The organism is Agreia sp. Leaf244 (assembly GCF_001422695.1).
In the GTDB taxonomy this organism is placed as follows: Bacteria; Actinomycetota; Actinomycetes; order Actinomycetales; family Microbacteriaceae; genus Agreia.
The window spans coordinates 83735-104924 of record NZ_LMLX01000002.1 but is presented as its reverse complement, the minus strand read 5'-3'; the positions used below and the strand labels follow the sequence as shown (position 1 = coordinate 104924).

The following is a 21190-nucleotide window of genomic DNA, read 5'->3' as shown; positions in this document are numbered from 1 at the left end:
CTCGGATCACCGACTGATTCCGCTTCGCTTGCGCCGCTTGGAGATCTGCTTCATGACCACGTCCTGCAGATCGACGAGCGGGTTGCCGTCGGCGTCGATGCTGCGACGGACCCAGTCGCCGTCGGGGCCGAGGGTCCACGACATGGTGTTCTCGTCCATGGCCAGGTCGAAGAGCTCGCTGATCTCGCGCAGGTGATCGCTGCTCGTCAGCCGTACGAGGGCCTCGACGCGGCGGTCGAGGTTGCGGTGCATCATGTCGGCGCTGCCGATCCAGGTCTCCGGCTCGCCCGCGTTGACGAAGGAGAAGATGCGCGAGTGCTCGAGGTAGCGTCCGACGATCGAGCGCACGGTGATGTTCTCGCTGAGGCCGGGAACGCCCGGCTTGATGGCGCAGATTCCGCGCACCCAGATCTCGACGGGGACGCCGGCCTGGCTCGCGCGGTAGAGCGCGTCGATGATCGCCTCGTCGACGATCGAGTTGACCTTGATGCGGATGCCGGCGGGCAGCCCCTGCTCGACGTTCGTCGCCTCCTGGGCGATGCGCTTGAGCAGGCCTTTGCGCAGGTGCAGCGGGGCGACGAGGAGTCGCTTGAACTTCTTCTCGATCGCGTAGCCGGAGAGCTCGTTGAAGAGTCGGGTGAGGTCTTTTCCGACCTGGTCGTCGGCCGTCAGAAGACCGAAGTCCTCGTAGATGCGGCTGGTCTTCGGGTTGTAGTTGCCGGTGCCGATGTGGCTGTAGTGGCGCAGCACGCCCTTCTCGCGGCGGATCACCAGCGCGAGCTTGCAGTGGGTCTTCAGGCCGACGAGGCCGTACACCACGTGCACTCCGGCCTTCTCGAGCTTGCGGGCCCACGAGATGTTGGCCTGCTCGTCGAATCTCGCCTTGATCTCGACGAGGGCGAGAACCTGCTTGCCCGCCTCGGCGGCATCGATGAGCGCCTCGACGATGGGGCTGTCGCCCGAGGTGCGGTAGAGGGTCTGCTTGATCGCGAGCACGTGCGGGTCGGCCGCGGCCTGCTCGAGGAACGCCTGCACACTCGTGGCGAACGACTCGTAGGGGTGGTGAAGCAGCACATCCTGGCGCGCGATCGCCTTGAAGATGTCGGGCTTCGCGTTCGGTTCGCTCGGCTGCAGGGCGACGGAGGTGGTCGGAACCCGCTTGGGGTAGTGCAGCTCGGGGCGGTCGATCTTGCCGAGGTCGAAGAGGCCGGCCAGGTCGAGGGGAGCGGGCAGCCGGTAGACCTCCTGCTCGGTGACGTCGAGCTCGCGAACGATGAGCTCGAGCGTGCGGTCGTCCATGTCCTCCGTCACCTCGAGCCGGATGGGCGGGCCGAATCGTCGGCGCAGCAGCTCCTTCTCGAGGGCCTGGATGAGATTCTCGGTCTCGTCCTCGTCGACCTCGACGTCTTCGTTGCGGGTCACGCGGAAGACGTGGTGGTCGAGCACCTCCATGCCGGGGAACAGGTGGCTGAGGTGGTTGGCGATCAGGTCCTCGAGCGCGATGAGGCGCACGTTCGTCTCGTCTTCGGTCTCGTCGACGCGGATGAAGCGCGGGATGACCTGGGGCACCTTGAGGCGGGCGAACTCCTCCTTGTCTATCTTGGTGTTGCGCACCCGGATCGACAGGTTGAGCGAGAGGCCGGAGATGTAGGGGAACGGGTGCGCCGGATCGACGGCGAGCGGCATCAGCACGGGGAAGATCTGCGTGGAGAAGTAGTCGCTGAGGCGCGAGCGGTCGTCTTCGTCGAGGCTGTCCCAGGTGACGATGTGCACGCCGGCCTCATCGAGCGCCGGCTTGACCAGCTCCTGGTAGGCGCGTGCGTGCCGCAGCTGTAGTTCGTGGGCGGCACGGGAGATGTCTCCGAGCACATCGACGGGCTTGCGGCCGATGTTCGTGGGAACCGCGAGGCCGGTGGCGATGCGGCGCTTGAGTCCGGCGACGCGCACCATGAAGAACTCGTCGAGGTTCGACGAGAAGATCGCGAGGAAGTTGGTGCGTTCCAGCACCGGAAGCGTCGGGTCCTCGGCGAGTTCGAGCACCCGCGTATTGAACGCGAGCCAGCTGAGCTCGCGGTCGAGGTAGCGGCCTTCGGGAAGAGACGGATCGTCGAGGATCTCGATGATCTCGTCGTCGTCGTCGAAGTCCGAACCGAAGTTCGAGTCAAGGAGGATGTTGTCGCCGCTCATGCAATCATCATGTCATCCGGCGAGCGGACGCCGGTACTGAACATCGACCGTGTGGTCGGCGAATCCGAGCGATCGGTAGAGATGCACGGCACCGACATTGTCGGCGTCGACGTAGAGCGCCGCCGTCGAGATTCCCCGCTCGCGCAGGCGGTCGAACGCGTGCTGCATGAGCGTGCGCCCGAGGCCCCGCCCCGCGTATGTGGAATCGACGCCCACCACGTAGATCTCTCCCGGCTCGTCGGGGCCCTCGATCTTGAGCCAGTTGTAGGCGATCAGTCGGTCGTCGTGCCTCGCGACGAGAAAGTCGCCGGCGTCGAACCACGGCTCGGCCATGCGTGCGTGCAGGTCGTCGAGCGTGATCGAGCCCTGCTCGGGATGATCGGCGAAGACCCGGGCGTTGAGCTCGACCCACGCCTCATCGTCGACACCGGGCCGGAACGCCTCGATGACGACCCCCTCGTTCCCTGAGCCTGTCGAAGGGGAGCCTGTCGAAGGGGCGTCCGTCGAAGGCCCCGGCACGGGCATCCGCAACTGATACAGCGTGCGCACGGCCTCGAACCCCGTGCGCGCGGCCAGGATGCGACTGGCCGGGTGATCGCCGTGCGCCCAGCCGGCGATCGCGGGCTCCGCACCGTCGAGGATGCGATCGAGCAGGATCGTGCCGAGCCCGTTGCGCCGGAACTCGGGGTCGACGACGAATTCGAACTCGCCCTCGCCCACGATGACGGCTCCGGCGATCACGTCGCCGTGCTCGGCCACGATCAGTGCCCTTGCCCCGGATGCCGCGTCGACGAGCGCCTGGTCGTTGAACGGCGGCTGGCCGTCGACGAGAGACGAACGGGAGATCAGCCGAGTGAACGCCGCCCCGAGCTGGGTGGGGCTACTTGCCCTGAGTTGCAGCGATGCGCTCATTGTCGTCTTCGAAGAAGTTGAAGCGGTAGCCGACGTTGCGCACGGTGCCGATGAGGGATTCGAGGTCGCCGAGTTTGGCGCGCAACCGCCTCACGTGCACGTCGACCGTTCGCGTTCCTCCGAAGTAGTCGTAGCCCCACACCTCGGAGAGCAGCTGCTCCCGGGTGAAGACGCGCGAGGGATGCATGGCGAAGAAGCGCAGGAGCTCGAACTCCTTGAACGTGAGGTCGAGGGGTCGGCCGTGCACTCTGGCCGAATAGCTCGCCTCGTCGATCACCACGCCGGATGCCTGGATCTTCGAGGTCGACTGATCCTGCACCTGTCGGCCGATGGCGAGGCGGATGCGTGTGTCGACCTCGGCGGGACCCGCCGTCTCGAGAACGACGTCGGCCGCGCCCCAGTCGGCGCTCACCGCGGTGAGGCCGCCCTCGGTGATGATGAGCAGAATCGGCACCCCGACGCCCGTGGTGGTGAGGATCTTGCACAGCGAACGTGCCGAGGCGAGATCGTTGCGGGCGTCGACGAAGATGAGGTCGCAGTTGGGCGTGTTCACCAGCTGCGCGGGTTCGGCGGGTATCTGCCTGGCACGGTGGCTCAGGAGAGAGAGTGCCGGCAGAACCTCGCGGTCGACCGCAGAGGTCAGTATCAACAGCTGCGCCACGTATGGTCCTCCAAGAAAGCCTGCCGTCATACTATCGGGCAGAATAGGAGGGTGAGTCTCCTGATGAAGAGCGTAGTGCCGGTCTGGCTGGTGGCCGTGATCGGGGCCATCGCCGTCGCCGCGCTCGCCGACCCCCGCAACTACCTCGTCTTCCTCCCCGTCGTGCTGGGGGTGTGCACCCTCCTGACCTTCGGCATCCAGCTGGGCATCAGGCGGAAAGAGGGCTACGTCAATCGGGTGACGGCCAGCGCCACCGGCGCCGTCGTCGTGCTGGCGGTGGCCACGATCATCCTCGCCCCCATGGCTTTCGCCGCCTAGAGCCCACCGCCTCCGCGGGCACGAGTCGGGTTAGGATCGAAGCATGGAATCGTACGTCGCGCTCGAACTCTTCTTCGTGGGACTGCTCGGTCTCGCGAGCCTGGCCATCGCCTGGATCTCGGGCATGGTCATCTTCAAGCTCTTCCGCGGCCAGCGCTGACCGTGATCGAACTGCCCATCGGGCTCAACGCCGAACTGGTTCCCCTCTCGTGGCTGATCGGCGTCTGGGAGGGCACCGGAGTCATCGACTACTCGATCGGTGACGAGAAGGTCACGCGCGAGTTCGGGCAGCGCGTGAGCTTCAGCCAAGACGGACTGCCCCACCTCAACTACAACTCCTACGCCTGGCTCATCGGCGAAGGAGACGACGAACCCACGCCGCTCGCGACGGAGACCGGCTACTGGCGGCTGAGCCGTCCCCTCGTCGAGGCCGATCCAGGCCCGGGCATGCTGCCTCCGGCCGAGCAGAGGCCGTTCACGACAGCCGACGAGGTCGAGACCCTGCGCAACGCGACGAACGGCTTCGACGTCGAGGTCGCCCTGGTGCACCCCGGTGGTGTGATGGAGCTCTACATCGGCCAGGTCGCCGGAGCGCGCATCGACCTCTCGACCGACGCGGTCATCCGCTCGCACGGCGCGAAGGAGTACACGGCCGCCACGCGCATCTACGGCCTCGTCGACTCCCACCTGCTGTGGGCGTGGGACATCGCCGCCCTCGGGCAGAGCCTCCGCACCCACGCCTCCGCTCGTCTCGCCAAGACAGATTGACTGCAATGAACTCAGCTCCCTCTCCGTTCCTCGGCCTTCCCGGCGCAGTCGATTCGGCGGGAGCCGACAAGGGAGTGCCCGCCCACTACGGCAATCCCGTCGCCGAACAGCGCACGCTGCTCGCCGGTGCCATCGTCGACCTCTCGCACCGCGGAGTCATCTCGGTCAGCGGCGCCGACCGCCTCACCTGGCTGAACTCGCTGACGAGCCAGAGCCTCACTCGGCTGGCTCCGGGGCAGTCCACGGAGTCGCTGCTGCTCGGTGTCTCCGGACGAGTCGAGTTCGACATGCGTGTCGTCGACGACGGCGACACGGCCTGGCTCCTCGTCGACGCCGATGAGCTTCCGGGCCTGCTCGCCTGGCTGCTCAAGATGCGCTTCACCCTGCGGGTCGTCGTCTCCGACCGCACGGCCGACTTCGCCACGCTCGGCTCGATCGGCGAGTCGAACCCGGTTCTGGATGCCGTGGCCGCGTCGCCGAACGGCGTCGCCCTGGTCTGGCGCGACCCCTGGAGCGCCGTCTCCGAGGGCGGTCACCAGTACGCGCAGATCGAGGATCACCCCGGAGCGCAGTGGCTGTGGCGCGAGACGCTCGTGGCCCGCGACGAACTCGCCGCGCTTTCCGACCGAGCCCGTGCCGGCGAGGTCGCCGTTGCGGGAGTGCTGGCGGCCGAGGCCCTGCGCATCGCGGCCTGGCGTCCTCGCCGTGCGACAGAGGGAGACGAGAAGACCATCCCGCACGAACTCGATTGGATGCGCTCCGCCGTGCACCTCTCGAAGGGCTGCTACCGAGGCCAGGAGACCGTAGCGAAGGTGCACAACCTCGGCCACCCGCCGCGGCGCCTCGTCTTCCTGCACCTCGACGGAACCGACAATGTGCTGCCCGCGCCGGGAGACGACGTGGTTCTTCCCGCGCTGCCCGACGCTGCCGAGGGCGGCGAGTCCGACGTCGTGGGGCAGGTCACGTCCAGCGGCATCCACTACGAGCTCGGTCCCGTTGCGCTCGCGGTCGTGCGACGCTCCACGCCGGTCGATCGCGATCTCGGGGTTCTGAGCGACGGCATCGTCGTGGCGGCGGGCCAGGAGGTCATCGTGCCGCCCGAGGCCGGGAGCGTCGTGGGCCGCATCCGCCGCATGCCGCGACTCGGCGTGATGCGGCGCTAACGCGTCGTGCGCCACCTCTCGAAACCGGGCGCGGCTGCGCGTCGACTACGACGTGCCGTCGCATCGAGCGGCCTCCCGGGCGCCGTGTACGCCCCGGGGGCCTCGATCGACCGACTGGTCTCGAGTGCGCCCGCGATCGTGCAGATCGTGGTCGCGGTCGTCATCTCGTTCTCCATCTCCCGGTACCTGCTGGGGCACCCCGCACCCGTGACGGCGGTGACCGTCACGATCTCGAGCCTCGGTTTCATGCGGGATGCCCGACCGCTGCGCGTGGTCGAGACCGCCCTGGGGGTCACCCTGGGCATCGCGCTGAGCGAGGCGATCGTGCTCGGATTCGGCCAGGGGGTCTGGCAGCTCGCCGTCGCCCTCGGGGTGACGCTCACCGTGGCGCGGCTCCTCTCGCCGGCAGCCTCCTTCGCGATCGTCGCGGGAGTGCAGTCCGTTCTGGTGGCGGTGCTGCCCGTTCAGGCCGGCGGCCCGTTCACCCGTACGATCGACGGCGTCATCGGCGGCGCGATCGCCCTGCTGTGCACGGCGCTCATCCCGCGGGATCCGCGGCGCGGGGCGCTCCGCGACGCGAAGAGGTTCCTCTCGGCCTACATCGACGTGGTCGCCTCGCTCGCGGCGATCCTCCGGGTCGGCAGCGAGACCGAGACGGATCGTGTTCTCGAGCAGGCGCGTCGCACGCAGCCCCTCGTCGACTCGTGGCGCACATCGCTCGACTCCGCGCTCGCGATCGCCCGGATCTCCCCGTTCCTGCGAAAACACCTCCCCGAACTGCAGCGGCAGCACGTGATGCAGCAGAACATGGATCTCGCCATGCGCAACCTTCGCGTGGTCACACGCAGGCTATCCGTGCTCGATCGCGACGGTCGCCCGCGGCCCGAGATCGCAGAGCTGCTCTCGGGCGTCGTGGGCAGCGTGAACCTGCTCTCGCAGAGCCTCGCCGAGCCGCAGCTCGAGCCGCTCGTGAGGCAGAACCTCATTCTGATCGCGGTCAGGCTGCACCCCGCACGGCTGCTGCCGGGCCAGCCCCTGGCCGAGACCTCCGTCGTCTTCGCTATGCGACCCCTGGTGATGGACCTGCTGATGGCCTCGGGCCTCAGCGCCGAGGAGGCGCGGGCGTCGATGCCCGACATGTCGGTCTGAGGCGGGGGAGACCTCGGGCGTCAGACCGGCGCCACCTGCGACCACGGAACCGTGAGCTCGCCGAGCCGCCTGCGCGACCGGGCGCCGAGGATCGACCAGCCCGCGGCATCCAGGGCCTCGACCGAGGCGAGCCATCGCTGGGTCGCGCCGTACACGCCCACGCCGGCATTGTGCTGCCACGCCCTGTCGAGCTCGCTGAGCAGGGCGTGCACCGGCTGACCGGGCACATTGTGGTGGATGAGCGACTTCGGCAGCCGCTCGGCGACGATCGAGGGTTTCTCGAGGTCTGCGAGGCGCAGCGAGATCGTGAAAGTCTGCGCTCCGGCCGAGGTCACGGTGATCCAGCTGGAGACGCGGCCGATCTCGTTGCAGGTGCCCTCGACGAGCACGCCTTCCGGCTGCAGGCGCGAGACCATGCGTCGCCAGGCCTCCGGCACCTCCGACTCGTCGTACTGTCTCAGCACGTTGAACGCGCGGATGACGGCGGCGAGGCGGCCGTCGGGCAGCGGTGTCTCGAACCCTCCGAGGGCGAACGAGACGCGGGCATCGGGGGAGAACGTGGTGGCGCCGGCCCGCACCCGGGCGAGTTGCTCGGTCGCGGTGCGCACCCTGTCGGGCGAGATCTCGAGGCCGACGACCTCGACGTCGGAGCGCACGCGGGCCAGCCGGTGCTGCAGCTCGAAGGCGGTCACACCGCTGGCGCCGTAGCCCAGGTCGACGACCAGCGGGTCGTCGGTTCGGCGCAGCACGGGCAGCGTGGTGATGAAGCGGTCGACACGGCGCAGACGATTGGTGTTCGTCGTACCCCGTGTGATTTCACCGATCGGCATGCTTCCAGTTCACCACGAATGACAAGGTCCGCCGCCCCTAGACTTGGGAGCATGTCTACGCCTTACACCTTGATTCTGCTGCGCCACGGCAACAGCGACTGGAACCAGAAGAACCTCTTCACGGGCTGGGTCGATGTGCACCTCAGCGAGCAGGGGATCGCCGAAGCGAAACGCGCCGGCGAACTCCTCGCATCCTCGGGCACGCTGCCCGACATCCTGTACACGTCGGTGCTGTCGCGCGCCATCGAGACGGCCAACCTCGCGCTCGCGGGCGCCGACCGGCAGTGGATCGACGTCAAGCGCAGCTGGCGGCTCAACGAGCGGCACTACGGAGACCTGCAGGGCAAGGACAAGGCCCAGACGCTCGAGGAGTACGGCCCCGAGAAGTTCCAGACGTGGCGCCGTTCGTTCGACGTTCCGCCGCCCCCCATCGCCGACGACGCCGAGTACTCGCAGGTGGGCGACCCCCGCTACGCGCACATCGACGGCGAGGTGCCCCGCACAGAGTGCCTCAAAGACGTGATCGAGCGCATGCTTCCCTACTGGCACTCCGACATCACCGAAGACCTCAAGGCGGGCAAGGTCGTCCTGGTCACCGCACACGGCAACTCGCTGCGTGCCCTGATCAAGCACCTCGACGGAATCTCCGACGACGACATCGCCGAGCTGAACGTTCCTACCGGAATCCCGCTGGTCTACAAGCTCGACGAGAATTTCGTTCCGATCGAGCCTGCCGCCTACCTCGACCCCGAGGCGGCAGCCGCGGGTGCCGCAGCCGTGGCCAACCAGGGCAAGAAGTAGCCCAAGGCCCGGCTCTCGCCGAGAACCGTCAGATGACCGGTCCGCGCTCCGCGGGCCGGTCGTTCTGCTCTTCATAGACAGGCTGCTGTGTGTAGGGAGCGTACTGCGGCTGAGGCTGCGGTCGCGGTGCAGCGGAGGATCCGCCCAGGACGCGGGCGGCGATCGCGCCGCCCCAGCCGATGCCGGCTGCCACGAGCGCACCCAGGATGAGCATGACGATCTGGGTGGTGACCGAATCGACTCCGTTGACCAGGAGCGCCCAGTGCACGAGGGCTGGGATCACGACGAGGGCCAACGCCGCATAGGCGACACCCGGACGGGCGCGCACGACGAGCCACGCGGCGCCCAGCGCCAGGGGCAGCATCACGAAGGCGTCCGCGAAGGTGAAGCCGATGAACACCGTGGCCGAGCCGAGGCCGGTCGTCAGGCGCACAGCCTGCAGGATGACCGTGAACAGCACGACCACCGCGACGATCGCGCCGGCGATGGACCGGCGAGCCAGGGATGTCGGCGCGAAGAAGAGCCCGAGCAGCACCACCGCCACGGCGAAGAGCAGCTGCAGCACAAGCATCGCCCCATACGACAGCTCGATGCGCATGCCCGTGAACAGCTGGATGAACTGGCCGGCGAGGCTGAGTACCAGCAGGTACCCGCCGAGCGACACCGTGACGAGCGCGAGCAGCCACCGGGTCGAGACGAGCTGGGCCGGGGGAGCGGACGGGGCCGGTGTGAACGGCGTGTACGGGGATTGCGACATGCCCCCCAGCATGGGGGAGTCCGTCCACGGGGGCAAGAGGCCCCGCGGCTTCGGCGACTCCGCCTGAAACGACGGAACGCGACCGGACCGCCCGAGGGCGTTCCGATCGCGTTCCGCGAAGGCTATGCAGGCTACTCCGCGGCGCCGGCCCAGTCGCCCGTGGCGAGGTACTGGACCTTCTTGGCGATCGCCACGGCGTGGTCGCCGAAGCGCTCGTGGTAGCGGCTGGCCAGGGTCACGTCGACGGTGTCGACAGCGCCGCCCTTCCAAGTCTCGCCGAGCACGGCATCGAACACGCTGACGTGCAGCTCGTCGAGGGAGTCGTCGTCTTCGCGGATGACCTCGACCAGTGCGAGGTCTTCGTTCGTGAGCAGAACCGTGAGGTTCTTCGCCATGGCGACGTCGAGGCGGCCCATCTCGGTGAAGGTGCCGCGCAGGCTCTTCTTCACGACCTTGTCGGGGTAGCGGTAGCGGGCGAGCTGAGCGATGTGCTCGGCAAGGTCGCCCATGCGCTCGAGCGACGCAGAGATGCGCAGCGCGCTGACCACGATGCGCAGGTCGCGGGCGACCGGCTGCTGAAGGGCGAGGATGTTGATGGCCAGCTCATCGAGGCTCACGGCCAGGGCGTCGATCTTGTGGTCTTCTGCGATGACCGACTCGGCCAGGGCGACGTTCGATTCGTTGAAGGCGGTCGTGGCATTGGTGATCGCCACGGTCACGAGCGTCGAGATCTCGACCAGGCGGTCCTGTACCTCCCGCAGCTCCTGCTGGAAAACTTCGCGCATGCGTAAAGGTCCTTTCACGGATTCGTCCCGACGCCGATGTGGCGGATTTTGTGCAGCGTCGAGGGTAGGGGCGCCTGCTGGCGCCCGGATCATTCTGCCGAGATCAGGTTAACGGAAGGTGCCGAAGACCTGAACACTCGGCTAAGCGGCGCCTGTTCGGGCATAGACGTGAATTCTGTCATGGGTCGAGTCGTTAGTGTGGGGTTCATGGACTCAGGCTGGTTGGTGCTGCTTTCTGTGGCATTCGGCCTCCTCGTGGGCGCCGGGTTCATGGCGCTCCTTCACGCCGCCGAACGGCGGGGCAGCAACGCGGTCGACGTGGTCAATCCGGCGGTTCCCGACGGGGTCGAACAGGTTATCAACGCGCTCGACTCTGCCGGGGTTGTGATCGACCCGTCGAACAACGTCGTCACGGCGTCTCCCGGCTCGATCTCGTTCGGACTCGTCGCCCAGCAGGCGCTCGTGCACCCCGAGCTGGTCGCCCTCGTCGACAAGGTCCGCTCGAGCGGCGAGCCCATCACCACCGCGGTCGAGCTCGCCCGTGGCCCGTTCGGAGATGCGAGCGTGCACTATCTGGTGCGGGTGGCCAGGCTCGGCTCGAGGTACATCCTTCTCCTCGCCGAAGATCACTCCGAGACCTTCCGCCTCGAAGACGTGCGACGTGACTTCATCGCGAACATCAGCCACGAGCTCAAGACGCCGATCGGTGCGATCTCCCTCCTCTCAGAGGCGCTCGACCCGGCCGCCGACGATCCCGAGCAGGTTCGCCGGTTCGCCAAGCGGCTGCACACCGAGGCCGCCCGCCTCACCCGCATCACGCAGGAGATCATCGAGCTCTCCCGTCTCCAGGCTGCGGATACTCTTCGATCGGCCGAGGTGCTGAACGTCGACCATCTCATCGCGTCGGCCATCGACCAGAATCATGTGCAGGCCGAGCTGCGGGGAACGACCCTGGTCAAGGGCGGCGCCAAGCACGTCGAGGTGTTCGGCGACGAGAGTCTGCTCGTCATGGCCATCCACAACCTCGTGGGCAACGCCATCCAGTACTCGCTCGACAACTCGCGGGTGGGCATCGGTGTGCGCGTCGAAGACGGCGTCGTCGAGATCGCGGTCACCGACCAAGGCCTGGGCATCGCGAGCGACGATCTCGACCGCGTCTTCGAACGCTTCTTCAGAGTCGACCAGGCGCGCTCCCGCAACACCGGCGGCACGGGACTCGGCCTCAGTATCGTCAAGCACATCGTGGAGAACCACGGCGGCGATGTGCGGGTGTGGTCGCAGCTCGGCAGAGGTTCCACTTTCACGATCAGGCTTCCGGAGGCGACATCGCTCGCGTCCGCACCACAAGGAGATTCACGATGACCCACATCCTTCTCGTCGAAGACGAAGACGCCCTGAGCGAGCCGCTCGCGTACCTGCTGCGCCGCGAGGGCTATACGGTCACCGTGGCGCCCGACGGCCCCACCGCCATCGCCGAATTCGATCGGGGCGGGGTCGATCTCGTGCTGCTCGACCTGATGATCCCGGGGATTCCGGGAACGGAGGTGTGCCGTGAGATCCGCACCCGCAGCACGGTGCCCATCATCATGCTCACGGCCAAGGACTCCGAGATCGACATCGTGGTGGGGCTCGAGCTCGGGGCCGACGACTACGTCACCAAGCCGTACTCGACCCGGGAGCTGCTCGCACGCATCCGGGCGGTGATGCGCCGACAGAGCGAGCCGAGCGATCTCGCCGAGCCCATCCTCGAGAGCGGGCCCGTGCAGATGGACATCGAGCGGCACACCGTTCGCGTGAACGGAATCGACACGGCCATGCCGCTGAAGGAGTTCGAGCTGCTCGAACTGCTCCTGCGCAACGCCGGCCGCGTGCTCACCCGCGGACAGCTGATCGACCGGGTCTGGGGCTCCGACTACTTCGGCGACACCAAGACCCTCGACGTGCACATCAAGAGGATCCGGTCGAAGATCGAGGCCGTTCCCTCGGAGCCGACCCTGCTGGTCACCGTGAGGGGACTCGGGTACCGCTTCGAGGCGTGACCGGATGCCCGGGGCCCGGGCGATGGCCGCTACGGAGCGGGCGTCGCCTCGGGCGTCGGCGTCTCTGAGACGTCGGTGGGCACCGGCGTCGTCGAGGGAGTGGATGTCGGCGTCGGCGTGACCGTGGGCAGCGGCGTCGGAGCGAGGCCGGTGTACTCGGCGAACTCCGTGGTGAGGATCGGAACGAGGAGCTGCTTGCCCTCGGCGTCGCCGTACTGGAAGTAGACCGGGAAGAGCGATCCGGCGGTGGCCTCGATGCCCCGCAGCACGATCTGGGTCTCGCCGTCGGCACCGAAGCTCGTGTTGCCGTTGCCGGCCACGGGGATGGTGAACTCGGTCTTGCCGCCGTCACCCTCGTACTGAAGCGTGAGTGCCCGGCTCTCGGTGGCACTGTTGTTGAAGGTGACCAGGAGGCTGGCGTCTTCGCCGTCGTCACTGATGAGCGTGGCGTTGCGGATGTCGACCGTGCCGACCCGACCATTGACGCCGTTGGCCGTCTCGACCTCTTTCGTCGTCGCCTGCGGGGTGATGAATGCGCAGCCGGCCGTGCCGACCACAAGAAGGGCGGCCATGGCCAGTGCGGCCCCGAGTCGTGCTCTCACAAGTTCCTCCAGAAGTGGTTCGGCGCAGCTCCCTCGGGGAGCTGGACGCGGACTTTCCTAGCCTACCGAATGACGGGCCCCGCGATCGGTCGCGGCGTGCGTCGGACGAGCGCGGTGCGCCGTCGGGCGAGGGGGTTCGAAAAAGTGCGCCGTGGTAGTCTGTAATGCGCTGAAGGGATTCCATCGATGATTTTTGAAGTCGGCGAAACCGTTGTCTACCCGCACCACGGGGCGGCGACGATTTCCGAGGTCAAGACCCGCATCATCAAGGGTGAAGAGAAGACCTACCTCAAGCTCCGCGTCGCCCAGGGCGATCTCACCATCGAGGTGCCCGCCGAGAACGTCGAACTCGTCGGCGTTCGCGACGTCATCGGCAAAGAGGGCGTCGACCGCGTGTTCGACGTGCTTCGTGCTCCGTTCACCGAAGAGCCGACCAACTGGTCGCGCCGTTACAAGGCGAACCTCGAGAAGCTCGCGTCGGGCGATGTCATCAAGGTCAGCGAAGTTGTTCGCGATCTGTGGCGTCGCGACCAAGACAGGGGCCTCTCCGCAGGTGAGAAGCGCATGCTCGCCAAGGCCCGCCAGATCCTGATCTCCGAGTTGGCCCTCGCCGAGAAGACCGACGAAGAGAAGGCATCGCTTGTTCTCGACGAGGTTCTGGCCTCCTAGAGCGTGAGCCTTTCTGCGCCGACGCCCCGCGTCGCGATCATCGTCGTGGCCGCCGGCAGCGGAACCCGCCTGGGTGAACCGCTCCCCAAAGCCTTCGTCGACCTCGATGGGCGCAGCATCCTGTCGAGGTCGCTCGATCCTCTCTTCGGCCTCGCCGAGGCGGCTCAGGTCATCGTGGTCGCTCCGTCGACGCACGTGTCAGAGGCGCGCGACATCGTCGAGCGGGCCGCGGGCCCGGTGTCGGATGCCTGCACCGTCGTCGTCGGGGGCGACTCGCGCCAGGCGTCGGTCGCCGCCGGACTGGCGGTGCTCGAGCCTTCGGTCGAGGTCGTGCTGGTGCACGACGCCGCCCGGGCGCTGGCCCCGCGTTCGTTGTTCGAGAGCATCATCGCCGCGGTCGATTCCTCCGGCCGGGGCGCGATCCCCGGACTCGCCGTGAGCGACACGATCAAGCGGGTCGACGCCTCGTCGACCGTGCTCGAGACCGTCGACCGGTCACAACTCTCCGCGGTGCAGACGCCGCAGGCCTTTCCGCGCGCCGAGCTCGTGGCCGCATACGCAGCGGCCGACACGGAGTTCACCGACGACGCAGCGTTGATCCAGCACGTGGGCGGTTCGGTCGCCATCGTCGCGGGAGATCCGCTGGCATTCAAGATCACGACCCCGTGGGATCTTCGACGAGCCGCGCAGCTGCTGGCCGAGGGTCCCTCGTCGAGCCGGCCACAGGCATCCGCACCGGCGTTTCGCACCGGCGTCGGAGTCGACGCGCACGCCCTCGACGATGGCCAGCCGCTCTGGCTGGCGGGTCTCTTCTGGCCCGGCGAGGCCGGGCTTGCCGGCCACAGCGACGGCGACGCCGTGGCCCACGCGCTCTGCGACGCCCTCCTGTCGGCCGCCGGCCTCGCCGACATCGGGGGCATCTTCGGAGTCGACGATCCGCGACTCGAGGGTGCGCACGCGGAGGTCTTCCTCGTCGAGACCCTGCGGCTGCTGCACGACTCGGGGTTCGCACCGGTCAATGCCTCTGTGCAGCTCGTCGGCAACCGACCGAGGTTCGCGCCGCGCAAGGCCGAGGCCCAGGAGCGCCTGACGGCGTTGCTCGGCTGCCCCGTCTCCGTGTCGGCGACCACGACCGATTCGCTGGGGTTCACCGGTCGGGGCGAGGGCATCGCGGCCATCGCGACCGCCCTCATCGCGCCGCTGCCGCGCCCGGAGGCGGGCGAGGGCACGTAACACCCGCTGCGCCCCGCCTAAACTAGCTGGGTGGCGCTTAGACTGTATGACTCGAGAAGCCGGACCCTGTCCGACTTCGTCCCCCTCGTTCCAGACCAGGTGGGCATCTACGTCTGCGGACCCACGGTGCAGTCGTCGCCGCACATCGGTCACCTGCGCTCGGCGCTCGTCTACGACCAGCTGCGGCGATGGCTGACCTATTCCGGCCACCATGTCACGTTCGTGCGCAACGTCACCGACATCGACGACAAGGTGCTGGTGAACGCGGCCAGCAGCGACGAGCAGTGGTGGGCGCTGGCCTACCGAGTCGAACTAGAGTTCACGGCCGCCTACAACGCCATCGGCGTGCTGCCGCCCACCTACGAGCCGCGCGCCACGGCGAGCATCCCCGAGATGCACACGATCATCGGCCGACTCATCGATGAGGGGTATGCGTACGCGGCTGACGACGAGTCGGGTGATGTGTACTTCGACGCGCGCGCCTGGCCGCACTACGGCGAGCTCACGCACCAGAGCCTCGACGACATGGCCCCGGCGACCGACTCCGATCCGCGCGGCAAAAAAGACGTTCGCGACTTCGCCCTCTGGAAGGGGCACAAGCCCGAGGAGCCCGAGTCCGCGTCGTGGAGCAGCCCCTGGGGCGCCGGACGCCCGGGCTGGCACATCGAGTGCTCCGCCATGTCGACCAAGTACCTGGGTCCCCAGTTCGACATCCACGGCGGCGGCATCGACCTGAGGTTCCCGCACCACGAGAACGAACTCGCGCAGTCGACCGCGGCGGGAGATCCGTTCGCCAACTACTGGCTGCACAACGGGCTCGTGTCGGTGTCGGGCCAGAAGATGTCGAAGTCGCTCGGCAACTCGATCTTCGCCTCTGAACTCATCGCGTCGGCGCGTCCGCTCGTGCTCCGCTACTACCTGGGAGCCGCGCACTACCGCTCCACCCTCGAGTTCCACGACGGAGCCCTCGCCGAGGCAGAGGCTGCACTCGGTCGCATCGAGGGCTTCCTCGAGCGGGCACAGCGTCGACTCGATGGCACGCGCTTCCTCTCCGATGCGGTGCAGGCCCTGCCCGACGAGTTCGTCGAGGCGATGGATGACGACCTCGGAGTGCCCCAGGCACTCGGCGTCGTGCACGACACGGTGCGAGCGGGCAATGCGGCCCTCGACAACGAAGACCTCGTCGAGGCGGCACACGCACTGGGTGCCGTCATCGCGATGACGAGCGTGCTCGGAATCAACCCCCTATCCAGCGAGTGGTCGACTGCGCAGGGCGGAGCGACCGATGTCGCGCTCGCCGCGCTCGTCGAACGACTGCTCGAAGACCGCCAGGCTGCCCGGGAAGGTCGCGACTTCGTCACGGCCGACCGAGTTCGTGATGAACTGAACGCAGCGGGCATCACTATTGAAGACGGTCCCTCGGGATCGCATTGGAGTCTCGATGGCTAAATCAGGAGCGAACAAGCCCACCAGGGCCGGCGCCGTACGCAAGGCGAGCCGCGGCAAGGCCGTGGGGTCGGGCGGCCAGGGCCGCCAGGCCCTCGAGGGCAAGAAGCCCACGCCCAAGGCGGAGGACCGCCCGTACCACCCCGCCGGAAAGGCCAAGGCCGCCAAGGAGCGCTTCATCGCGGCCGGCGGCAAGGGTGGTCGGAGCAGCAGCAGTCGCGGTGCGTCGCAGGACCCCAACCGCAAGCCCGCCCCGCGCCGCAGCGCCAAGAACGAGGAGTTCGAGGTCGTCACCGGCCGCAACTCCGTGGTCGAGGCCCTGCGGGCGAAGATCCCGGCGACCGCCCTCTACCTCGCAACGCGCATCGAGATGGATGAGCGGGTGAAAGAGGCCCTCGCCCTCGCGACCAACCGAGGCATCCCGATTCTCGAGGTCATGCGCCCCGAGCTCGACCGTCTCACGAGCTTCGACTCGGTGCACCAGGGCCTCGCGCTGAAGGTGCCCGCGTACGAGTACGCGCATCCCGTCGACCTTCTCGACGAGGTCATCTCTCGCGGCGACACCCCGCTGTTCGTCGCGCTCGACGGCATCACCGATCCGCGCAACCTCGGCGCGATCATCCGATCGACCTCCGCGTTCGGCGGCCAGGGCGTCATCGTGCCGCAGCGCCGATCCGTCGGGGTCACGGCCTCCGCCTGGAAGACGTCGGCGGGCGCCGCCGCTCGCACCCCTGTCGCCATGGCCTCGAACCTCACGGCCACGCTCAAGGCGTTCAAGCAGAAGGGCGTCTTCGTGATCGGCCTCGACGGGGGCGGCGACGTGTCGCTGCCCGGCCTGTCGTTCGCCGACGGCCCGGTGGTCATCGTCGTGGGCAGTGAGGGCAAGGGCTTGTCGCGCCTCGTCACCGAGACCTGCGACGCCGTCGTCTCGATCCCCATCACCGCGGCCACGGAGTCGCTCAACGCGGGTATCGCCGCGAGCGTCACCCTGTACGAGATCTCGCGGCTGCGGGCAGAGAAGAAGTAGCCGCCCCCTTCGACAGGCTCAGGGAGCGGTTTCGTTCCCTGAGCCCGTCGAAGGGCCTACTCAGACCTTCAGGCGCCAGTCCTCGTCGTCGTCGGCCTCGACAGGCACCGACCCCGTCTGCACGTCGATCGGCAGCGTGATCGTTCCGGTCGGCGGGTCGATGACCGTCGCCTCGTCGCGGCGGTGACGGAGCACGTCGTTGATGTAGGCGTTGAGGGCCTCGGCGAGGGGGATGTCGCGCCCCTGCTGTTCGCTCATGAACCACCGGTGCTCCAGAAGCTGGTGGAAGAGCTCGGCCGGCTCGAGCTTGCGCTTGAGGTCGCGGGGAACGCTGCGCACGACGGGCTCGAAGACCTTGGCGACCCAGTCGTGGGCCATCATCTCCTCGTCGTAGTCGTCTTTGCTGTAGCGCGCGCTGAAGTCGTCGAGGTCGTTGAGAAGGCGACGTGCCTGGTTCTCCTGGGCGTCGACGCCGGTGAGACGCAGCAGCCTGCGCTGGTGGTGGCCCGCATCCACGACCTTCGGCTGGATGCGCACGGTCGTGCCCTCGTCGTCGGTCTTGATGTCGAGTTCCTCGATGTCGAAGCCGAGCTCGTTGAGCCGGTCGACGCGCTGGTTGATGCGCCAGCGTTCCGATGACGAGAACGACTCCTTGCCCGTCAGCTCGGACCACAGGGTGCGATAGGCAGCGAGGATGCCGTTGCTCACCTTGATGGGGTCGAGCTGGTCGTCGACGCGGCCGCCAGCCTCGAGGTCCATGAGCTCGCCGGCGATGTTGACGCGGGCGATCTCGAGGTCGTTCTCGCGCTGGCCGTTCGACAGGCCGCCGGAGAAGAGCTTGCCCGTCTCGGCGTCGACGAGGTAGGCCGCGAAGGCGCCGGCGTCGCGTCGGAAGAGCGTGTTGGAGAGAGACACGTCTCCCCAGAAGAAGCCGATCACGTGCAGGCGCACGAGCAGCAGGGCGAGGGCGTCGACGAGACGGGTGGCCGTGTCGGGCCGCAGCTGCTGCGAGAACAGGGCGCGGTAGGGGAGGGAGAACTTGAGGTGCCGGGTGACGAGCACGCTGGGCAGGGGATCGCCGTCGGCGTTCGTGCGGTCGGTGATGACGGCGAGCGGATCGACGCAGGGGATCTCGAGGCTCTGCAGGGTGCGGAGCATCTTGTACTCGCCGCCGGCCATGTCCTCCGTGGTCTCCTTGATGGCGATGACGTGCCCGCTGAGGTGGGCGAAGCGCACGAGGTGGCGGGAGAGACCCTTCGGCAGCGCGGCGATGTACTGGTCTTCCCACTCGCCGAGGGGCACGTCCCAGGGCAGATCGAGCAGGGCGGGATCGGTGATGGCCGAAGTGATGTTGAGGGAACCCCTCATTGCTGCTCCTTGCTGGTGAGCCGGGTCGGCTTTCGTCGTCGACGAGCCGGGCGTGAACGAACCTGGTGGGACAAGCCTAGGCACAGACAAGTCATGGGCACAGACAAGTCATGGGCACACACAAGTCGAGCCCGCCGCCCGAGCACCGAGCCGTGGGGCCGATGCATCAAGCGACGAGCTCGACTGGTGTGTTTGTCAGGTACTAGCTGGAGACGACAGCCTTGTTGCCGAGACGCTCGCCCGACTCGGTGTCGAACACGTGAACGTGGCCGGGAGCCGCGGTCAGGTACACCGTGTCGCCGAGCGACGGGTGCGAGCGGCCGTCGACGCGGGTGACGATGTCGGTGCGCTTGCCTTCGATCTCGGAGTGTCCGTAGAGGTAGCCGTCGGCGCCGAGCTCTTCGACGAGGTCGACCTCGACTGCGAGGCCCTGGCCCTGGGTGGTCGACACGACGATGTCCTCGGGGCGCACGCCCACGGTGACGCTCTTCGCGGTGGCCTGCGACAGCGTCTCGCGGTCGACGGGAACGACCGACGAACCGAAGGCGATGCCGCCGTCGACGATGTCGGCGTGGAACAGGTTCATCGCGGGGCTGCCGATGAAGCCGGCGACGAAGACGTTGTTCGGCTTCTCGTAGAGGTCGCGCGGGGTTCCGACCTGCTGCAGCAGACCGTCTTTCAGCACGGCGATGCGGTCACCCATGGTGAGGGCCTCGGTCTGGTCGTGCGTGACGTAGACCGTGGTGACACCGAGGCGACGCTGGAGCGACGCGATCTGGGTGCGCGTCTGAACGCGGAGCTTGGCGTCGAGGTTCGACAGCGGCTCGTCCATGAGGAACACCTGGGGCTGGCGCACGATGGCGCGGCCCATGGCGACGCGCTGGCGCTGGCCGCCGGAGAGTGCCTTGGGCTTGCGGCTGAGGTAGGGCTCGAGGTCGAGGAGCTTGGCGGCCTCGAGAACGCGGGTGGCGCGGTCTTCTTTGCCGACGCCCGCGATCTTGAGTGCGAAGCCCATGTTCTCGGCGACGGTCATGTGCGGGTAGAGCGCGTAGTTCTGGAAGACCATGGCGATGTCGCGGTCTTTCGGGGGCACGTCGGTGACGTCGCGGTCGCCGATGAGGATGCGACCTTCGTTGACCTCTTCGAGGCCGGCGAGCATGCGCAGCGTGGTGGACTTTCCGCAACCGGAGGGACCGACGAGTACGAGGAACTCGCCGTCGGCGACCTCGAGGTCGATCTTGTCGACCGAGGCGCGAGTGGCACCCGGGTAGATGCGGGTAGCTTTGTCAAAAGTGACAGATGCCATGGGTGTTGATCTCCTTCACCGGCAGGTACGTGCCGGACGATCCGTTGTGATGGATTGAACTGGACCGTCGACGGTGGCGGTCCATCGTCCAGTATGTCATGGTTCAGGGCCCCCGAATGAGGCACCTTGACTTCCTGTTTGGAGATTTCCCAGTCAAGCCCTCTACGCTGGGGTTTCCGGCCAGATTCGGCCCGGTCGCATTTTCTTCTCTCTCACCCGGAGTTCTACACGTATGTCTTATGGCTCAGCCGGAGATGGTCGCCTCTCTAAGAACGACCGACGCGAAGCAGCCCGCGAAAAGGCCAAGGCCCTTCGTGAGCAGCAGCGAAAGAAAGACCTTCGAAACCGCATCTTCCTCTTCGGAGGCCTCGGCGTCGTGGTCATCGCGATCGGTGTCGCGGTCACGCTGATCATCGTCAGCGCGATCAAGCCCGCCGGTCCCGGCCCCCAGAACATGGCCAGCGACGGCCTCACCGTGAGCCAGGGATTCGTCGCCACGACCACGCCCTCGCAGGCAGCGGACGCCGAACCGACGGCGCCGACCCCCGACTACTCGACCGGTGTCGTCGACATCCAGGTCTACGTCGACTACCTGTGCCCCTTCTGCGGCCAGTTCGAGGCGACGAACTCCGAGCAGATCGGCCAGTGGATCGAATCCGGCGCCGCAACCCTCACCACGCACCCGCTCGCCATCCTCGACCGCGGATCCCTCGGAACGAAGTACTCGACCCGGTCGGCGAACGCCGCGGCGTGCGTCGCCAACTACTCGCCCGACAGCTTCTACGACTTCAGCGCCCTGCTCTTCAAGAACCAGCCGGCAGAGAATACCGAGGGTCTCGACAACGCCGCGCTCAAGGGCTATGTCACAGACGCCAAGGCAGACAAGGTGTCGCAAATCGAGAAGTGCATCGACGACACCCAGTTCAAAGACTGGGTGAGCGCCTCGACGGCCCGCGCACTCAAGGGTCCGCTGCCGAACACCGACGTCGAGAAGGTCGAGGGCACGCCCACCGTCCTGGTCAACGGCCAGCAGTACTCCGGGTCGCTCACCGACGCCGACGCGTTCTCCGCGTTCGTCCTCCAGGTCGCCAGCGAGGCGTACTCCACCGCGACGCCCACCCCGACGCCCGAGCCGACCGTCGCGCAGTAGCGCGTCGTCTGGAACGCCT

At 67.5% G+C, this 21190-nt stretch carries 21 protein-coding genes; 12 read left to right on the top strand and 9 right to left on the bottom strand.

The features are described from left to right. Positions 1 to 6: 6 nt before the first annotated feature. From ASF06_RS05320 to ASF06_RS05310, 3 genes are read right to left on the bottom strand one after another with little or no spacing between them, the layout of a single operon-like run. Positions 7 to 2187: an RNA degradosome polyphosphate kinase gene (locus ASF06_RS05320; protein WP_055944407.1), complete on the bottom strand. Its 2181-nt coding sequence runs from the start codon at positions 2185 to 2187 to the stop codon at positions 7 to 9. A gap of 12 nt (positions 2188 to 2199) precedes the next feature. Beyond that, on the bottom strand, positions 2200 to 3099 hold the full coding sequence (mshD, locus tag ASF06_RS05315; protein ID WP_055944404.1) for a mycothiol synthase: 900 nt from the start codon (positions 3097 to 3099) through the stop codon (positions 2200 to 2202). Further along, positions 3068 to 3760, bottom strand: coding sequence for a response regulator transcription factor (locus ASF06_RS05310; RefSeq protein ID WP_055927408.1), 693 nt, complete (start codon positions 3758 to 3760; stop codon positions 3068 to 3070). The genes mshD and ASF06_RS05310 overlap by 32 nt, the downstream gene beginning before the upstream one ends. Before the next feature lie 63 nt (positions 3761 to 3823). Between ASF06_RS05310 and ASF06_RS05305 the strand changes: the two genes are divergently transcribed. The 4 genes from ASF06_RS05305 (at position 3824) to ASF06_RS05290 (ending at position 7158) form a co-directional block, all read left to right on the top strand. Beyond that, positions 3824 to 4078 carry a hypothetical protein gene (locus tag ASF06_RS05305; RefSeq protein ID WP_157439087.1) on the top strand — a complete coding sequence of 85 codons (255 nt, stop codon included), beginning with the start codon at positions 3824 to 3826 and terminating at the stop codon, positions 4076 to 4078. 162 nt (positions 4079 to 4240) lie between these two features. Beyond that, a complete protein-coding gene (locus ASF06_RS05300; protein ID WP_055927412.1) occupies positions 4241 to 4846 on the top strand; it encodes an FABP family protein in 606 nt (201 codons plus the stop codon). 5 nt (positions 4847 to 4851) lie between these two features. Next, on the top strand, positions 4852 to 6009 hold the full coding sequence (ygfZ, locus tag ASF06_RS05295; protein ID WP_055944398.1) for a CAF17-like 4Fe-4S cluster assembly/insertion protein YgfZ: 1158 nt from the start codon (positions 4852 to 4854) through the stop codon (positions 6007 to 6009). A gap of 6 nt (positions 6010 to 6015) precedes the next feature. Beyond that, the gene (locus tag ASF06_RS05290; RefSeq protein ID WP_235500915.1) at positions 6016 to 7158 is read left to right on the top strand and encodes an FUSC family protein; all 1143 of its coding nucleotides are present in this window, start codon (positions 6016 to 6018) and stop codon (positions 7156 to 7158) included. Positions 7159 to 7178: 20 nt separating this feature from the next. Here the strand turns inward: ASF06_RS05290 and ASF06_RS05285 are convergent, their stop codons facing one another. Continuing rightward, positions 7179 to 7988 carry a class I SAM-dependent methyltransferase gene (locus ASF06_RS05285; protein WP_055944392.1) on the bottom strand — a complete coding sequence of 270 codons (810 nt, stop codon included), beginning with the start codon at positions 7986 to 7988 and terminating at the stop codon, positions 7179 to 7181. Between the two features lie 51 nt (positions 7989 to 8039). Here ASF06_RS05285 and ASF06_RS05280 point away from each other — a divergent pair, with 51 nt between their 5' ends. Beyond that, positions 8040 to 8789: a phosphoglyceromutase gene (locus ASF06_RS05280; protein ID WP_055944389.1), complete on the top strand. Its 750-nt coding sequence runs from the start codon at positions 8040 to 8042 to the stop codon at positions 8787 to 8789. A 28-nt stretch (positions 8790 to 8817) separates the two neighbouring features. Here ASF06_RS05280 and ASF06_RS05275 read toward each other — a convergent pair whose 3' ends face one another. Both ASF06_RS05275 and phoU read right to left on the bottom strand, forming a co-directional pair. Further along, positions 8818 to 9546 carry a hypothetical protein gene (locus tag ASF06_RS05275; RefSeq protein ID WP_157439086.1) on the bottom strand — a complete coding sequence of 243 codons (729 nt, stop codon included), beginning with the start codon at positions 9544 to 9546 and terminating at the stop codon, positions 8818 to 8820. Positions 9547 to 9677: 131 nt separating this feature from the next. Next, positions 9678 to 10331: a phosphate signaling complex protein PhoU gene (gene phoU, locus ASF06_RS05270; protein WP_055927427.1), complete on the bottom strand. Its 654-nt coding sequence runs from the start codon at positions 10329 to 10331 to the stop codon at positions 9678 to 9680. A gap of 207 nt (positions 10332 to 10538) precedes the next feature. On the opposite strand from phoU, the gene ASF06_RS05265 reads away from it, so the two are divergent. Then, positions 10539 to 11693, top strand: coding sequence for a sensor histidine kinase (locus ASF06_RS05265; protein ID WP_055944384.1), 1155 nt, complete (start codon positions 10539 to 10541; stop codon positions 11691 to 11693). Then, complete coding sequence (locus ASF06_RS05260) at positions 11690 to 12370, top strand: response regulator transcription factor (RefSeq protein ID WP_055927433.1); 681 nt, start codon at positions 11690 to 11692, stop codon at positions 12368 to 12370. The genes ASF06_RS05265 and ASF06_RS05260 overlap by 4 nt, the downstream gene beginning before the upstream one ends. Positions 12371 to 12399: 29 nt before the next feature. Here the strand turns inward: ASF06_RS05260 and ASF06_RS05255 are convergent, their stop codons facing one another. Next, complete coding sequence (locus tag ASF06_RS05255; protein WP_157439085.1) at positions 12400 to 12972, bottom strand: hypothetical protein; 573 nt, start codon at positions 12970 to 12972, stop codon at positions 12400 to 12402. A gap of 186 nt (positions 12973 to 13158) precedes the next feature. Between ASF06_RS05255 and ASF06_RS05250 the strand changes: the two genes are divergently transcribed. From ASF06_RS05250 to rlmB, 4 genes are read left to right on the top strand one after another with little or no spacing between them, the layout of a single operon-like run. Then, positions 13159 to 13641, top strand: a complete 483-nt coding sequence (locus tag ASF06_RS05250) for a CarD family transcriptional regulator (RefSeq protein ID WP_055927439.1) — start codon at positions 13159 to 13161, stop codon at positions 13639 to 13641. Positions 13642 to 13644: 3 nt separating this feature from the next. After that, a complete protein-coding gene (ispD, locus tag ASF06_RS05245; RefSeq protein ID WP_055944378.1) occupies positions 13645 to 14874 on the top strand; it encodes a 2-C-methyl-D-erythritol 4-phosphate cytidylyltransferase in 1230 nt (409 codons plus the stop codon). Between the two features lie 30 nt (positions 14875 to 14904). Continuing rightward, positions 14905 to 16323, top strand: a complete 1419-nt coding sequence (cysS, locus tag ASF06_RS05240; RefSeq protein WP_055944375.1) for a cysteine--tRNA ligase — start codon at positions 14905 to 14907, stop codon at positions 16321 to 16323. Next, entirely contained in the window at positions 16316 to 17347 is a 1032-nt protein-coding gene (gene rlmB / locus ASF06_RS05235; protein ID WP_055944372.1) for a 23S rRNA (guanosine(2251)-2'-O)-methyltransferase RlmB, read from the top strand. The genes cysS and rlmB overlap by 8 nt, the downstream gene beginning before the upstream one ends. Positions 17348 to 17407: 60 nt before the next feature. On the opposite strand, the gene ASF06_RS05230 is transcribed toward rlmB, so the two are convergent. After that, positions 17408 to 18715: a DUF4032 domain-containing protein gene (locus ASF06_RS05230; RefSeq protein WP_055927449.1), complete on the bottom strand. Its 1308-nt coding sequence runs from the start codon at positions 18713 to 18715 to the stop codon at positions 17408 to 17410. Between the two features lie 202 nt (positions 18716 to 18917). Further along, positions 18918 to 20021 carry an ABC transporter ATP-binding protein gene (locus ASF06_RS05225; RefSeq protein ID WP_055927451.1) on the bottom strand — a complete coding sequence of 368 codons (1104 nt, stop codon included), beginning with the start codon at positions 20019 to 20021 and terminating at the stop codon, positions 18918 to 18920. A gap of 232 nt (positions 20022 to 20253) precedes the next feature. Between ASF06_RS05225 and ASF06_RS05220 the strand changes: the two genes are divergently transcribed. After that, a complete protein-coding gene (locus ASF06_RS05220) occupies positions 20254 to 21171 on the top strand; it encodes a DsbA family protein (RefSeq protein WP_055944369.1) in 918 nt (305 codons plus the stop codon). Positions 21172 to 21190: the final 19 nt, after the last annotated feature.

What these genes read in the sequence shown, in the direction of transcription:
- ASF06_RS05220 (WP_055944369.1), top strand. Translation starts at nt 20,254, where the DNA reads ATGTCTTATGGCTCAGCCGGAGATGGTCGCCTCTCTAAGAACGACCGA.
- ASF06_RS05265 (WP_055944384.1), top strand. Translation starts at nt 10,539, where the DNA reads ATGGACTCAGGCTGGTTGGTGCTGCTTTCTGTGGCATTCGGCCTCCTC.
- ASF06_RS05285 (WP_055944392.1), bottom strand. Translation starts at nt 7,988, where the DNA reads ATGCCGATCGGTGAAATCACACGGGGTACGACGAACACCAATCGTCTG.
- phoU (WP_055927427.1), bottom strand. Translation starts at nt 10,331, where the DNA reads ATGCGCGAAGTTTTCCAGCAGGAGCTGCGGGAGGTACAGGACCGCCTG.
- ASF06_RS05280 (WP_055944389.1), top strand. Translation starts at nt 8,040, where the DNA reads ATGTCTACGCCTTACACCTTGATTCTGCTGCGCCACGGCAACAGCGAC.
- mshD (WP_055944404.1), bottom strand. Translation starts at nt 3,099, where the DNA reads ATGAGCGCATCGCTGCAACTCAGGGCAAGTAGCCCCACCCAGCTCGGG.
- ASF06_RS05305 (WP_157439087.1), top strand. Translation starts at nt 3,824, where the DNA reads ATGAAGAGCGTAGTGCCGGTCTGGCTGGTGGCCGTGATCGGGGCCATC.
- ASF06_RS05250 (WP_055927439.1), top strand. Translation starts at nt 13,159, where the DNA reads ATGATTTTTGAAGTCGGCGAAACCGTTGTCTACCCGCACCACGGGGCG.
- ASF06_RS05275 (WP_157439086.1), bottom strand. Translation starts at nt 9,546, where the DNA reads ATGTCGCAATCCCCGTACACGCCGTTCACACCGGCCCCGTCCGCTCCC.
- ASF06_RS05230 (WP_055927449.1), bottom strand. Translation starts at nt 18,715, where the DNA reads ATGAGGGGTTCCCTCAACATCACTTCGGCCATCACCGATCCCGCCCTG.
- ASF06_RS05225 (WP_055927451.1), bottom strand. Translation starts at nt 20,021, where the DNA reads ATGGCATCTGTCACTTTTGACAAAGCTACCCGCATCTACCCGGGTGCC.
- ASF06_RS05320 (WP_055944407.1), bottom strand. Translation starts at nt 2,187, where the DNA reads ATGAGCGGCGACAACATCCTCCTTGACTCGAACTTCGGTTCGGACTTC.
- ASF06_RS05260 (WP_055927433.1), top strand. Translation starts at nt 11,690, where the DNA reads ATGACCCACATCCTTCTCGTCGAAGACGAAGACGCCCTGAGCGAGCCG.
- ygfZ (WP_055944398.1), top strand. Translation starts at nt 4,852, where the DNA reads ATGAACTCAGCTCCCTCTCCGTTCCTCGGCCTTCCCGGCGCAGTCGAT.
- rlmB (WP_055944372.1), top strand. Translation starts at nt 16,316, where the DNA reads ATGGCTAAATCAGGAGCGAACAAGCCCACCAGGGCCGGCGCCGTACGC.